General features: G+C 73.7%; 14 protein-coding genes. 7 read left to right on the forward strand and 7 right to left on the reverse strand.

Annotation, left to right across the window (positions count from 1 at the left end):
* Nucleotides 1–583: 583 nt before the first annotated feature.
* Complete coding sequence (locus ACWEPF_RS38455) at nucleotides 584–1,915, forward strand: DUF6271 family protein (protein ID WP_452176308.1); 1,332 nt, start codon at nucleotides 584–586, stop codon at nucleotides 1,913–1,915.
* A complete protein-coding gene (locus tag ACWEPF_RS38460; RefSeq protein WP_452176309.1) occupies nucleotides 1,912–2,409 on the forward strand; it encodes a GNAT family N-acetyltransferase in 498 nt (165 codons plus the stop codon). Before ACWEPF_RS38455 ends, ACWEPF_RS38460 begins: the two co-directional genes overlap by 4 nt.
* 74 nt (nucleotides 2,410–2,483) lie before the next feature.
* Here ACWEPF_RS38460 and ACWEPF_RS38465 read toward each other — a convergent pair whose 3' ends face one another.
* From ACWEPF_RS38465 to ACWEPF_RS38480, 4 genes are all read right to left on the reverse strand, one after another.
* Entirely contained in the window at nucleotides 2,484–3,254 is a 771-nt protein-coding gene (locus ACWEPF_RS38465) for a 4'-phosphopantetheinyl transferase family protein (RefSeq protein WP_452176310.1), read from the reverse strand.
* Nucleotides 3,251–4,168: a hypothetical protein gene (locus tag ACWEPF_RS38470; protein WP_452176311.1), complete on the reverse strand. Its 918-nt coding sequence runs from the start codon at nucleotides 4,166–4,168 to the stop codon at nucleotides 3,251–3,253. Before ACWEPF_RS38470 ends, ACWEPF_RS38465 begins: the two co-directional genes overlap by 4 nt.
* A gap of 100 nt (nucleotides 4,169–4,268) precedes the next feature.
* Nucleotides 4,269–4,568: an acyl carrier protein gene (locus ACWEPF_RS38475; protein WP_345288368.1), complete on the reverse strand. Its 300-nt coding sequence runs from the start codon at nucleotides 4,566–4,568 to the stop codon at nucleotides 4,269–4,271.
* Between the two features lie 82 nt (nucleotides 4,569–4,650).
* Nucleotides 4,651–5,583: a 3-oxoacyl-[acyl-carrier-protein] synthase III C-terminal domain-containing protein gene (locus tag ACWEPF_RS38480; protein ID WP_452176312.1), complete on the reverse strand. Its 933-nt coding sequence runs from the start codon at nucleotides 5,581–5,583 to the stop codon at nucleotides 4,651–4,653.
* A 98-nt stretch (nucleotides 5,584–5,681) separates the two neighbouring features.
* On the opposite strand from ACWEPF_RS38480, the gene ACWEPF_RS38485 reads away from it, so the two are divergent.
* The 4 genes from ACWEPF_RS38485 to ACWEPF_RS38500 are packed head-to-tail and all read left to right on the forward strand — an operon-like array spanning nucleotide 5,682 to nucleotide 8,914.
* Entirely contained in the window at nucleotides 5,682–5,963 is a 282-nt protein-coding gene (locus ACWEPF_RS38485; protein ID WP_452176313.1) for a hypothetical protein, read from the forward strand.
* Nucleotides 5,960–7,141: a glycosyltransferase gene (locus tag ACWEPF_RS38490; protein ID WP_452176314.1), complete on the forward strand. Its 1,182-nt coding sequence runs from the start codon at nucleotides 5,960–5,962 to the stop codon at nucleotides 7,139–7,141. Before ACWEPF_RS38485 ends, ACWEPF_RS38490 begins: the two co-directional genes overlap by 4 nt.
* Before the next feature lie 28 nt (nucleotides 7,142–7,169).
* Nucleotides 7,170–8,120 (forward strand): ATP-binding cassette domain-containing protein, encoded by a 951-nt coding sequence (locus tag ACWEPF_RS38495; protein ID WP_452176315.1) that lies wholly within the window; start codon nucleotides 7,170–7,172, stop codon nucleotides 8,118–8,120.
* A 29-nt stretch (nucleotides 8,121–8,149) separates the two neighbouring features.
* The gene (locus ACWEPF_RS38500; protein WP_380149475.1) at nucleotides 8,150–8,914 is read left to right on the forward strand and encodes an ABC transporter permease; all 765 of its coding nucleotides are present in this window, start codon (nucleotides 8,150–8,152) and stop codon (nucleotides 8,912–8,914) included.
* Nucleotides 8,915–8,968: 54 nt separating this feature from the next.
* Here the strand turns inward: ACWEPF_RS38500 and ACWEPF_RS38505 are convergent, their stop codons facing one another.
* The 3 genes from ACWEPF_RS38505 to ACWEPF_RS38515 all read right to left on the reverse strand — a co-directional run bounded on the left by ACWEPF_RS38505 (nucleotide 8,969) and on the right by ACWEPF_RS38515 (nucleotide 12,372).
* The gene (locus ACWEPF_RS38505) at nucleotides 8,969–10,267 is read right to left on the reverse strand and encodes an aminotransferase-like domain-containing protein (protein ID WP_452176316.1); all 1,299 of its coding nucleotides are present in this window, start codon (nucleotides 10,265–10,267) and stop codon (nucleotides 8,969–8,971) included.
* A complete protein-coding gene (locus ACWEPF_RS38510) occupies nucleotides 10,264–11,196 on the reverse strand; it encodes an alpha/beta hydrolase (RefSeq protein ID WP_452176317.1) in 933 nt (310 codons plus the stop codon). The genes ACWEPF_RS38505 and ACWEPF_RS38510 overlap by 4 nt, the downstream gene beginning before the upstream one ends.
* 87 nt (nucleotides 11,197–11,283) lie before the next feature.
* Nucleotides 11,284–12,372 carry an alpha-hydroxy acid oxidase gene (locus ACWEPF_RS38515; protein WP_452176318.1) on the reverse strand — a complete coding sequence of 363 codons (1,089 nt, stop codon included), beginning with the start codon at nucleotides 12,370–12,372 and terminating at the stop codon, nucleotides 11,284–11,286.
* 162 nt (nucleotides 12,373–12,534) lie between these two features.
* Here ACWEPF_RS38515 and ACWEPF_RS38520 point away from each other — a divergent pair.
* The coding region (locus tag ACWEPF_RS38520) for an AMP-binding protein (protein WP_452176319.1) at nucleotides 12,535–12,861 on the forward strand (327 nt) is incomplete at its 3' end.

The raw sequence follows: 12,861 nt of genomic DNA on the forward strand, positions 1-12,861 counted from the left end.
ATCCCCGCAGGTCGGCGCCCTGAACGGTCACCGTGACGGTCTTCTCCGCCGCCGGCACCTGCGCGGAGGCGGTCCCTGCGGCCGTGAACCCGAAGACCGCCACGGTGGCCATCGCCACCGCGGCCCGGACCCACCGGCCCGACAACGACGCGATCGACTTCATAACAGCACTCCTGTCGGTTATTTGGACGGACAGTGTGCAGAGGACCGGCCTTTCGCCGTGTTCCCCTGCACGGCTGAGCACGGAGAAAGCTATCCCTCCGCCGCCGCCCGTCCAAGCCCCCGATTCCGGCCACTCACAGCCTGTCCGGATTTCCCTCCGGAATTGTCAATCCCGGTTCCATCTCCTCCAGTTGGTGCACAATTCAGCTTCGGGCAACCGCCTGCGCACGCGCAGGGCAGCGGGGCCTGCCCGTTCGGGCAGTGTCGCGGGGCCGCGGGCGATCGCCGCCGGTCCGGCGTTGACAGTGCAGTTGGTCTAGTCCATTTTGGTGGGAGATCACCGATAGCCTCAACTCGAGGACTTCACTGCGGCTTTGAGAGCCGCGCGGCTTTGCCATGATCAGACGGAGAGTCCCGCAGCATGCAACGAGTCTGCCTCGCCCTGCCCACCATGCGTCCGTGCCCCGAAACCATCGTGGACCTCGCCGAGGAGGCGGCCTACGCCGTCGCGACCTTCGGGGTCGAGGTGCACCTCCTGGTCCTCGACACCACCGCCGCCGAGGCGTTCGCGAGCAACGCGGAGGCCGTGGCCGCCCTGACCCCCGCCCCCGGTGTCTTCGTCCACCACCTCGGCGAGGAGCAGCAGCGGCAGTGGCTGCGCGGGGCGGCGGAGCGCTCCGGCTCCTCCGCCGATCCGGAGCTGCTGCTGGAGCTGATGCTGCCGCCGGCCGTCGCGTACGGCTCCTGCGTCAACCGGCTGTTCCTGGGTGCGGCTGCGCTCGGCTGCACCTCGGTGCACCTGCGCAACGACGACTTCGAGTACCAGACCCAGGACGGGCAGAAGCTCTACCCGATCCACCACGAGCTGCTCTCGATCGGCCGCCCGGCCGGCGAGGCGGTCGCCGGGGTGACCGTCTCCGAGCTCGACCCGGCGGACGCGGCGATGCCGGTGATGGTGGTCAGCGGCTCGTTCATCGGCGAACTCAACGTGGACATCGGCGAGATCCGCGAGCTGGACCCGCAGGTCTACCACGACCTGGTGCGCCTGTGGACCCCGCCGGTCTGGCCGGACGAGGACCGGGACGCGATGGTCGACCTCTCCTTCAAGGGGGTCGGCGCCGAGCCCTTCGACACCGACCACTCGGTGCTCGGCGTGCCGGACATCTGGAACGTCTACATGTGCAACGTCGCCCTGGACCACCGGGCCTACGAGGTGCTGCCGCTGCTGCCCTCGGTGGACACCCTCGGCTGCGACTACGCGCTGCTGCACGCCCTGGTCCACTCCCGCACGCCCGGCGTCGTCCACAACCGGCACATCGTCAACTACTACACGCCCGAGCGCCGCGTAGGCGCCGGGTTCGTCAACTACCAGCTGCGGTTCGTGAAGCTGCTGCTCTCGATGCTGTACCTGTACCCGGTCTACGGCGGGATGATCGACCTCGGGCGCGGGCTGCTGAACGAGCGCGACGAGCTGAAGGTGGAGCCGATCCTGGAGCTGGTGCGCGGCACCTTCGACTGGGACCGGTCCGGGAACGAGCACACCCTGGACCTGGCCGAGGCCGCCTACCGCAAGCTGGGCGGCAAGTACGCCGAGCTCGCCGACGTGGTGGTCGAGCGCCGGCAGCAGCTGCTGGACGAGGCCCAGGAGGACGCCGAGCGCTGGGCGGTGCTGATCGAGGCCTGGGCCGGGATGGTGGCGGCCACCCGCGCCCACGGGTTCGGCCTCAACTCCCCTGAGGTGGCGGCCGAGTGAGTGCGCAGTACCTGATCCGGCAGCTGGCCGACGGCGACTGGGACGCCGTGGTCGCCCTGGAGCACGACGCCTACGCCGCCGACGGCCTCTCCGAGGGGCGGGAGGCCCTGCAGTCCCGCGCCCTGGCCTCACCCGCGACCTGCTTCGTGCTGGAGCAGCACGGCGAGGTCCGCGGCTACGCGCTCAGCCTGCCGTACCCGCCGCTGCGCTGCCCGGACCTGGCCCTGCCGGAGTCCACCGCGTTCGAGTCCGGGAACCTGCACATGCACGACATGGTGATCGCCGAGGACCTCCGCGGCCGGGACGTCGCGGAGGCGTTCATGCGCTACGTCCAGGCCCGGGCGGCGGAGGCGGGCTTCGAGGAGATCTCCATGGTGGCGGTGCGCGGCACCGACATCCTGCTGCGGCTGATGGGCTACCGCGCCCACCGCGAGGTGGCCGTCCCCGAGTCCTACGGGCGGCGGGCGGTCTACATGTCGATGCCGCTGGGGTGAGCGCCGGCACGAGCGGCCGCCCCCGGCCGGGGCGTCTCTGCGGGGGCACCCCGGCCGGGGGCGGCCGTGGCGTCTCACAACTCCGGTGCGCACCAGACGTGTTGGCGAACGGTGACGGGAAGGTCCAGGTCCGCGGCGACCGCCGCGCGGTACGGGCCCGGCACCGGGACGTCGGCCAGCCAGAGCGGCCCGGAGCCCAGGGGGCCCGCGTCGGGCAGGCGCAGCGGTGAGGGCCCCGCCAGCGCGAGGCCCAGCCCTTGGGCGAGCCGGCCGCCGTGCACCTTCACGACGGCCTCGCGGCGGCACCAGAGCCGGGTGAAGTGCTCGGCGCCCTCCGCCTCGGTGGGGGCTTCGAGGACCAACGCGGCGTCCGCGGGCGGGAAGTGACGGCGGGCGATCCGTGCGCCGACGCCGGGCGGGCGGAGCTCCTCGACGTCCACACCGACGCGGCGCCCTTCGGCGACCGCCAGGACGGCCAGCGCCCCCGAGCCGGACCAGTTGACCTGGAGCACGGGGGCGGAGGACGGGTCGGAGGCCAGGGCGGAGTCGGATGGGGGGACGGGCTCCGGCTTGCCGTGCGGCCCGTGCCGCCAGGCGAGCCGGCCCGCCTCGATGCCGAGCCGAGCGGACACCAGCAGGCGGACGGCACCGCGGGCGACGGTGAAGCGCGCACCCTGCACGGGGTCGTGCGCGGCGTCGGCGCGGGCGAGTTCGGCCGGGTCGAGCAGACCGCGCAGCCGCCGGACGACGGCCGGGGGCTGGTCGGTCGGGATCACCCAGACGTCGACCGGCCCGACGGCGGCACCGGTGGTGTCACCCGCGGTGGTACCGGCTGTGGCGCTCACGTGAGCGTCAGGATGCTGAGCCGCCCCAGGCGCCGGTCGTGGTCGGCCACCAGCAGCGGGCCGCCGCCCCCGGTCTCCGGGTGGCGCGCGAGGTGCTCCGCCAACAGGCTCCAGACGCCGGTGAACGGCTGCCCGGGCGGCGCCGTCGTGCCAACGGCGTCCGTCGCGCCGGCACCATCCGCTGCCTCCGCGCCCACCGCCGTGCCCGCGCCCAGCGCCGTACCCGCACCCACCGTCGTGCCCGCACCCAGCGCCGTCCCGACACGCTCCGGGCCCTCGGTGCGGCCGAGGTCGGCGGCGAGCAACAGCCCGGCGTCGGTGCCGAGTTCGCGGTGCGCGGCGAGGACGGAGGCCAGCGCGAGGGAGCCGTCCGACTGCTCCTCCTGACGCACCCTCAACCCCTCCCCCTCACCCTCCTCGCAGACCAGCACCACGGCGCGGTGCTGCGCCGGCAGGGCGACGGACTCGGGGGCCTCGTAGTGCAGGACGCTCTGCTCCGCCAGGACCACCACGGCCCGCCGGCAGCCGCCGGTGCGGTGGTGGGCGGCGGCGATCCGCAGGGCGGTGAACGCGGCCGCGCTGCCCTGGTCGCAGATCGCGAAGGCCATCGGCTGTCCGGGGCAGTGGCGGCTGAGGTACAGCGCGGACGGGGCGGCGGGGCGGACGTCGTGGGAGGAGAAGGCGAGGATCAACAGGTCGGCGGGCTCGTCCTCCGCGAGGACCTTCCCGAGCAGACCGGCGGCCATCTCGCCGTAGTCGTGACCGGCGCCCTCGCGGAGCAGGTCCTCGCGCAGCGGCAGGCCGTACGGGCGGACCAGGTCGCCGACGAAGGTGCGCAGGTCGGGGTGGAGCGAGGCCTCCGAGCGGCCCTCGAACCCGGCAGCGAGCGCCCTGGTGACGCGCAGCCCACGCACCCCGGCGGCACCTGGCACGGACCCGGCCGAGGGCGAAGGCACGGCCGAAGGCGAAGGCGCAGGCGGGGCCGAGGGCGCGGGCACCGGCAGCGACACCGGGTCAGTCCTCCTCGACGATGTGCGCGACGACGTAGTCGGCGAGCCGGTCGATCGAGCGGAGGTCGTCCAGGGCGAGGCGCTCGACGTTGACCTGGATGTCGAGGGTCTCCTCGATCTCCAGTACCAGCTCGATGGTGCCGACCGAGGTGAGGCCGAGGTCGTCGAAGAAGCAGACGTTGTCGAGGTTCTCCGGGAGCTCGACGGTGAGGACGCGCGGCAGCGCCTCCTCGATTCCCCGCCGGACCCGGGCGCGCAGCTCGGCGTCGACCGGTCCGGTGGTGGAGGGTGCGGAGTCTGACATGGGTGAACCGTCCGTGGTGGGCGAAGGGTGGCGGGCGCCGGGCGGCGCGCCGGACCGGGGCGCACGGCGCGCTGACGGCACGTCAGTGCTGCAGGACCATGGCCGAGAAGGTGGCGCCGATGCCAGCGGCGGCGATCAGGTAGTGATCGCCCGGCCGGAGCGCTCCGCCCATGGTGGCGGTGCGGAGGTTGACGAAGGCGTCTGCGGCCAAACTGTGCCCCACCGCGGGCACGTTGTCCAGCACGACCCGCTCCACAGGATAGTCCAGTTCGCGGCAAATCATGCGCCAGGAAGCCTGGTTGACGTTGTGCGGAAGCAGCAGAGAAATCTCGGAGAGGTTTAGACCAGCCTGGTCGACCGCTGCCTGCAGGGTCTCGATCATGGTGGGCTGGTACTCCCGCTGGTACCGGGTCAGCAGCTCGGGGTCCTCGGCCAGCCGGCCGTCGAACTCCGGCCGCTGGCGCACCACGTAGGAGACCACCCGGTCCCGCGTGCCGCCGAGGCTGACCAGGCAGGCCGCCGAGGCCTCCGCGCAGATCGAGGTGTCCGGGACGAGCTGGGCGTCCCGGGTGAAGGTCTTCTCCCCCGCCACCACCAGGGCCAGCGCCGTGGGGTCGCCGTCGTCGGCCAGCAGGCGGCCCGCCAGGTCGACGGCCAACAGTGAGGTGGCGCAGGCCTGTTGGGTGACGGTGAACGCCGTGGCGCCGGTCAGGCCGAAGCGCTCGGCCAGCTCCTGGAGCGGGTTGAGCGGATAGGGCACCACGACCGGCATGCCGCGCGCGTGCAGCAGGTACCGGACCCGGTGCTCGTTGCCGCGCAGCTCGGGCAGGGCCCGGACGGCGGCGTCCAGCAGGTCGGGCAGCGTCCCGTCCGGGTCCAGGCGCACCTGGTCCAGGCCGTGGAAGCGGCGGAAGAGTCGAAGTTGACGTGGGGTCAGGCCGATCCGGGCGCCCACGTCCTCGATCGATTCGATCCGTGGGGGGAGGTGGACGGCCACTGCCTCCAGTGCGGTCACCGGGCTAGTATTCCCACGCCCGGCAGGTCGCACAAGTGATCAACGACCCGGTGCCTTCCCCTTCCGCCCCCGTGCCGTCGAGCAGGTGGAGCCCCTTCATGCCTGATGCAGAGCCTTCCTTCGTACACCCCGATCTCGATCCGGAGCTGGTGGCCGCGCTCGTCGAGGCCGCCGACGCACTGCCCGAATGGGCAGAGTCGGTGGTCCCGCAGGCTCGTCTGGACGCCGATCTGGCGCTGGACGAGAGCGAGTTCGCCGTCCTGGACACCCTGCTGCGGGTGCGCTTCGGTGCCGACCTGGCTGCCCTGCGGGCCGGTCTGGACCTGGACGCGCTGGCGGCCCTGACCGTCGCCGACCTGATGGGGCTGGTGCGCCGGTGAGCCGCTTCCTGCTGGTGATGCCCCCGCTCGCCGGGCACGTCAACCCGGCCGCCGGGATCGCCGCCGAACTGGCCGCCCGCGGCCACCAGGTGGCCTGGACCGGGACCGAGACGGTGCTGGAGCCGCTGCTCGGCCCGCGGGCCACGGTGTTCGGGACCGGCACCCGCGCGTTCCGGGCGCTCGGCGGCCACGGCCTGGCCTCGGTCCGCTCGCTCTGGGAGGGCTTCGTGGTCCCCTACGCGAAGTTCACCATGAAGCCGCTGGACGCCGTGGTCCGCGAGTACCGGCCCGACGTGCTGCTGGTCGACCAGTACACCCCGGCCGGCGCCCTGCTGGCGCACCGTCACGGGCTGCCCTGGGCGAGCTTCGCCCCGGGGGCGATGGAGCTGGGCCGCCCGTACCGGGCCCTGCCGCAGGTGGAGGCCTGGATGACGGGCCACCTGGAGGCGCTCTGGCGCCGGGCCCGGCTGCCGGAGGAGGAGTTCACCGATCCTCGCTTCTCGCCGCACCTGGTGGTGGCCACCAGCGGCCGGGCGCTGCTCGCCGAGGACCTGCCGGACACGCCCCGGTACGCCCTGGTGGGGCCGGTGCTGACGGAGCGTCCGGCGGACCCGTCCTTCCCCTGGGAGCGGCTGGACCCGGCCCGGCGCACCGTCCTGGTCACCATGGGCACCCTCTCGGACGCGGTCGGCGCGGACTTCCTGGACCGCACCGTCCGGGCGCTGGCCCGGCACGGCGAGGGCATCCAGGCGGTGGTGGCCGCGTCCGCCGGGGCACTGCCGACTGCCCTTCCGGACACGGTGGTCGCGGTGGAGCGGGCACCGGTCCTGGAGCTGCTGTCGAGGGGCTCGCTGGACGCGGTCCTCTGCCATGGTGGAATGAACACCGTGGGCGAAGCACTGGCCCACGGTGTCCCCCTGCTCCTGGCGCCGATCCGCAACGACCAGCCCTTCGTGGCTCAGCGGGTCGCCGAGGCCGGGGCCGGTCTGCGGGTGCCCTTCACCCGGGCCTCCCCCGCGACCGTCGCCGAGCGGCTCCGACAGGTGCTCGACGATCCCTCCTTCCGCACGGCCGCGCAGCGGCTCGGCCGTGAACTGCTGGCCGGAGGCGGGGCGGTGACGGCCGCCGACCGCCTGGAGGCGCTGGCCGCCGGCACGCCCGCATCCCCTTCGCACTGAACCGTTCCACCGCTCACTGGAGTTCTGGTTGATCGAGACCAAGGGCCTTCGCAAGTCCTATCCGTCCGGACGACGCGGCCGCACCGTGGTCGACGCCGTCCGCGGCATCGACCTGGCCGTCGGGGGAGGCGAGATCTTCGGACTCCTCGGCCCCAACGGCGCCGGGAAGACCACCACCCTGCGCATGCTGGCCACCCTGATCCGCCCCGACGGGGGCGAGGCCAGGATCGCCGGGGCGGATCTGCTGGCCGACCCGGCCGGCGTCCGCCGCCGGATCGGCTACGTCGCCCAGGGCGGCGGCACCGCCGACACCGTCACCGGCCGCGAGGAGCTGGTGCACCAGGCCCGGCTGTACGGCAGCTCCAGGGCCGAGGCCCGGCGGCAGGCCGAGGACGCGCTGAAGGCCTTCGAGCTCACCGAGTTCGCGGACCGCACCTGCCAGACCTACTCGGGCGGCCAGCGCCGCCGGGTGGACATCGCGCTCGGCGTCATCCACCAGCCGGCCGTGCTCTTCCTCGACGAGCCGACGGTCGGGCTCGACCCGGCCAGCCGCAGCCAGGTGTGGGCCGAGATCAAGCGGCTGCGCACCGAGGGCATGACGGTCGTGGTGACCACCCACTACCTGGACGAGGCCGACGCGCTCTGCGACCGGATCGCGATCGTCGACCGCGGCGAGGTGGTCGCCGAGGGCACCCCCGAGGAGCTCAAGCAGGAGGTCTCCGGGGACGTCGTGGTGCTCACCGGCCTGGACGTCGAGGACGCCGCCGAGGCGCTCGCCGACGCCCCGTACCTGCACCGCACCGAGACCCCCGCCGAGGGCGGCCTGCGGCTCTACGTCCGGGACGGCGCCACCGCCATCCCCCGACTGCTGCCCGCCCTGGCCGAGGCCGGCCTCACCCCGGCCACCGTCCAGCTCCAGCGCCCCAGCCTGGACGACGTCTTCCTGGCCCGCACCGGCCGCTCCCTCGACCAGTCCTGACGATCCGTGACGATCCATGAGGTCCCTTCGTGAAGCTCGCCCGTGACACCTGGCTGGTCTTCCAGCGCCAGCTGCTGCTGATGTGGCGCACCCCGGTCTGGCTGGTCGTCGGACTGGTCCAGCCGGTCTTCTACCTGCTGCTCTTCGCCCCGCTGCTCAAGCGGGCGCTCGAACCGATGGGCGCCACCACCTACGCCGAGGCCTACCAGATCTACGTGCCGGGCCTGTTGGCCGTGCTCTGCATCTTCGGCGGCCTGTACACCGGCTTCAGCCTGCTCGGCGAGCTCAAGGCCGGCGTCGTCGAACGCTCCCGGGTGACCCCGGTCAGCCGGCTGGCCCTGCTGCTCGGTCGGGCCCTGCGCGAGGTCGCGGCGCTGCTCGTCCAGGCGGTGGTGATCACCCTGCTCGCCCTGCCGTTCGGCCTCCGCGTCGGCCCGCTCAACCTGCTGCTGGCCTACCTGCTGCTGGGCCTGCTGGCGCTGATGACCTCGGCCATCTCCTACGGCATCGCCCTGGTGCTGCCCAACGACGCGGCGATGGCACCGGTGGTCAACACCCTCTCCCAGCCGATCGCCCTGCTCTCCGGGACGCTGCTCCCGCTGGCGCTGGCGCCGGTGTGGCTGCAGACCGCCGCCAAGTGGAACCCCTTCTACTGGGCGGTGGAGGGCATGCGGTCCCTGTTCTCCGGCCACCTCGGGGACAGCGTGGTCTGGCAGGGCCTGGCGGTGGTCGTGGTGATGACGGCCGCCGCGGTGTGGTGGTCGGCCCGGCTGTTCTCCTCCCGGGTGCGGTAGCGCTCCTGACGCCGAAGGGGGCCGGGTCCTGGGACCCGGCCCCCTTCGGCGTGCCTACGCCCGGGCCCGGACGAAGTCGGCCAGCCGGGCCACGCCCTCGACGATCTGAGCCTCGCTCAGGGCGCTGACGGAGAGCCGCAGCCGGCGCTCGCCCCCGCCCGCCGGGTAGAACGGGGCCATCGGCGTCCAGAGCACGCCGTGCTCCCGCGCGCAGCGCTCCATGGCCGCCTCGTCGGCGGTGAACGGCACGTCGAGCACGGCGAAGAAACCGCCCTCCGGCTCGTTCCACCGCACGCCCAGCCGGGCCCGTTCGGCGGCCGGGAAGTGGCGCTCCAACTCCCCCAGCAGCACGGTGATGTTGGCCGCGTAGTGGGCGGTGGCGGGCGCGTTGGCGGCGCGCAGCCGGCAGTCGTAGGTGAGCAGCATGCCGCCGATCACCGCCTGGCTCAGCGCCGGGGTGTTCACCGTGGTCATGCTCTTCAGCTTGGCCAGCTGATCGGCGAGCAGGCCGGTGGAGCCGTCCGGTGCGGTGACCCGCTGGTCGGCGAGGACGTAGCCGAGGCGGGCGCCGGGGAAGCAGGTCTTGGCGAAGGAGCCCAGGTAGACCACCCGGCCGTGCCGGTCGAGGGCCTTCAGGGTGGGCCGGTCTCCGGGCTCGCGGGCGAAGAAGCCGTAGGGGTTGTCCTCGATGACGAGCAGGTCCTCCGCGGCCGCGACCTCCAGCAGTGCGGTCCGGGCCTCGGTCGGCATGCTGGTGCCGGAGGGGTTGGCGAAGTCGGGGACGACGTACAGCGCCCGGGGACGCCTGCCCTCGGCCCGCAGCCGCCGCGCGGTGGCGGCCAGCGCGGCGAGGTCGCCCTCCGGCACGGGGACGGTGGCCACGTCCAGCAGCCGGGCCGCGCCGGTCACGCCGACGTAGCAGGGCGAGCTGACCAGCAGCACGTCCTCGGGCCCCGCGCAGAGCGCGCGCAGCACCAGCAGCATGCCCTCCTGGGCGCCGACGGTGACCACCACCGAGGCCGGATCGACCGTCAGGCCCTCGTCGTTGGCAAGGGTGCGGGCGATCAGGTCGGCGATGACGCCCTTGGTGGGGCCGTACTGGAACAGCGCGCTGCGCACCTGCTCCTCCGTCAGGCCGCGGCCGCGCAGGTGGTCCAGGTAGACGTCGAGGTACTTCGCGACCTGTTCGGTCTCGAAGAAGCCTTCGTGCGGGCGGCCGGGGGCGAAGGAGAGGGCGTCGGGGTAGCGCTCGGTGACCTCGTTGAGGAAGGTCATCGCGTCCAGCAGCGGGTCGGCGAGCGAGCCGTGCAGCTCGGTCAGGACGAGCGGGGGCAGCGGGGGCAGCGGGCTCATGCGAGGGCCTCCCGCAGGCGGGCGGCGGCGTACTCCTGGGCCGCGCGGCCGTCGTCCAGGGCGCCGGCCATGGCGAAGAAGCCGTGCGGCATGCCGTCGTAGCGGCGGAGTTCGACCGGGACCCCGGCTGCGCGCAGGGCCTCGGCGTAGGCCTCGCCCTCGTCGCGCAGCGGGTCGTACTCGGCGGTGATCACCGTGGCGGGCGGCAGTCCTGACAGGTCGTCGGCCCGCAGCGGGGAGGCCAGCGGGTCGGCGCCGTCGGCCTCGTCCGCCAGGTAGTGGCCCCAGTACCAGGCGACCGAGCGGCGGTTGAACAGCAGCGGGTCGTCGTGCTCACGCACCGACGGGGTGTCGGCGCCGTGCTGGGTGTTGGGGTAGACGAGCAGCTGGTGGCGCAGGGCCGGGCCGCCCTCCGTCCGGGCGAGCAGGGTGAGTGCGGCGGCCAGGTTGCCGCCCGCGCTGTCCCCGGCCACGGCCAGGCGGACGGGGTCGATGCCCAGCTCGGCCGCGTGCGCGGCGGTCCAGCGGGCGGCCGCGGCGACGTCGTGGACGGCGGCCGGGAAGGGGTGCTCGGGGGCGAGGCGGTAGCCGACCGCGACGGTCACGCAGCCGACGGCGTTGGTGAGGCGGCGGCAGATCGCGTCACCGGTGTCGAGGGAGCCGAGGGTCCAGCCACCGCCGAAGAGGTAGAGCACGGCGGGCAGTCCGGGCGCGTCGCCCGGGCGGTAGACCCGCAGGGTGAGCGGGCCGCCGGGGCCGGGGGCGGTGAACTCCTCGACGGCGTGGACCGGTTCCGGGTTCCCGGCGGCGGCCTGGATCGAGGCCAGGTCGGCGGCCCGGGCGGTGGCCAGGTCGAGCGTGTAGAGCGGGGGCGTGCCGGCCTCGGCGCGCTGCTTGCGCAGGGCCTCGGCCTGGGGGTGCAGTGGCAAGAGGTGCTCCAGGGAGGTGCGGGTGGTTCAGCCACCGGCGGTTCAGCGGCCGGTGGTGCGGTGTCCGGTGGTGCGGTGTCCGGTGGTTCAGCGGTCGGCGGGCCGGGCCAGGACCGTGGGGTCGAGGTCGGCCAGCCGGGGGCGGCCCAGCAGGGCCATGGCGTCGTCGAGTTCGGCCGCCAGGAGGTCGAGCACCCCGGCGACGCCGTCCTCCCCGTCGGCGGCCAGGCCCCACAGGACCGGACGGCCGATCAGGACGGCCCGGGCTCCGAGGGCCAGGGCGAGCGCGACATCCGTGCCCGAACGGACACCTCCGTCCAGCAGGACGGGCAGGTTCTCCGGTACGGCGGCGACCACTTCGGGCAGAGCTTGCAGGGTCGGCAGGGCACCGTCGAGCTGCCGTCCGCCGTGGTTGGAGACCACGATCGCGTCCACGCCGTGCTCGGCGGCCAGCCGGGCGTCCTCGGCGGTGAGGATGCCCTTGAGGACGATCGGCAGGCTGCTGCGCGCGCGCAGCCAGGCCAGGTCCGCCCAGGTCAGGGTGGGGTCGAACTGCTCCTTGGCGTGCCCGGCGATGCCCGAACTCCCCTGCTCCGCACGGTGACTGGAGGCCATCAGCGACTGGTCCAGGTTGACCGCCCGGACGTGCGCGGGGACGGCGAAGCCGTTGCGGGCGTCGCGCAGGCGGCGGCCGATCCGGGGGGCGTCGACGGTGAGCACCAGGGCGCGGTAGCCGGCCGTCTCGGCGCGCTCGATCAGCGCGGTCAGGGCCTCGCGGCGGCGCAGCCAGTACAGCTGGAGCCAGAGCGGTCCGGTGGCGGCCTCGGCGATGGATTCCAGCGTCCGGCTGGCGAAGATCCCGGCGGTCATCAGCGCCCCGCAGCGGCCCGCCGCACGGGCGGTGGCCACCTCCCCCTCGGGATGGAACAGCTGGTGGTAGGCCATGGGCGCGATGCCGACGGGGGTCCGCAGCGGGCTCCCGAGCAGGGTCAGCGCCTGGTCGGTGGCGGAGACGTCGACCAGGGTGCGCGGGCGCAGGCGGCACCGTTCGAACGCGTCCCGGTTGGCGGCCAGGGTCCGTTCGGCGCCGCTTCCGCCCTGGACGAAGTCCCAGAGCTCCTCGGGGAGTCGGGCGCGGGCCGCGCGTTCGACGTCGGGGAGTTCGAGAGGCTGCACGGGCTTCCCTTCCGGGCAGGCCGCACGCGGGCCCGTCCCGATTCGGCAGCCTAGCGCCGATTGGTATAGACCTTGCCTTGGCTCGATCGTCTGTGCAATCGTCAGAAACCGAACCGGCCCCGTCGATCGAGGCCGCTGTCCATGCAACCAGCCCCTCGTGGAGTGGCGTTGACCGGCTCTTCTTCCCAACCTCCCCTGCCGGCCGGGACCTCGAACACCAAGGCCCCGCACGACTGGGTGGATCGATTCCTCCTGGCCGGCCCCGATGACGAGGAGTGCCTGCACTTCGGCACTCCCGTCGACCGCAGGACCCTGCGCGCGCTCGTCGCCGAGCAGGCCGCGCGGCTCACCGCCGCGGGCCTGTCGCCCGGCGGCACGGCCGCGCTGCGGCTGGCGCCCTCGCTCGGCTACGTCGCCGCGCTGCTGGCCTGCTGGCAACTGGGCGCGCAGGCGCTCCTGTTGGACCACCGCCTGACCGACCACGAGGTC

The sequence above is a fragment of the Kitasatospora sp. NPDC004289 genome, from assembly GCF_053602875.1.

What these genes read in the sequence shown, in the direction of transcription:
- ACWEPF_RS38455 (WP_452176308.1), top strand. Translation starts at nt 584, where the DNA reads ATGCAACGAGTCTGCCTCGCCCTGCCCACCATGCGTCCGTGCCCCGAA.
- ACWEPF_RS38485 (WP_452176313.1), top strand. Translation starts at nt 5,682, where the DNA reads ATGCCTGATGCAGAGCCTTCCTTCGTACACCCCGATCTCGATCCGGAG.
- ACWEPF_RS38505 (WP_452176316.1), bottom strand. Translation starts at nt 10,267, where the DNA reads ATGAGCCCGCTGCCCCCGCTGCCCCCGCTCGTCCTGACCGAGCTGCAC.
- ACWEPF_RS38475 (WP_345288368.1), bottom strand. Translation starts at nt 4,568, where the DNA reads ATGTCAGACTCCGCACCCTCCACCACCGGACCGGTCGACGCCGAGCTG.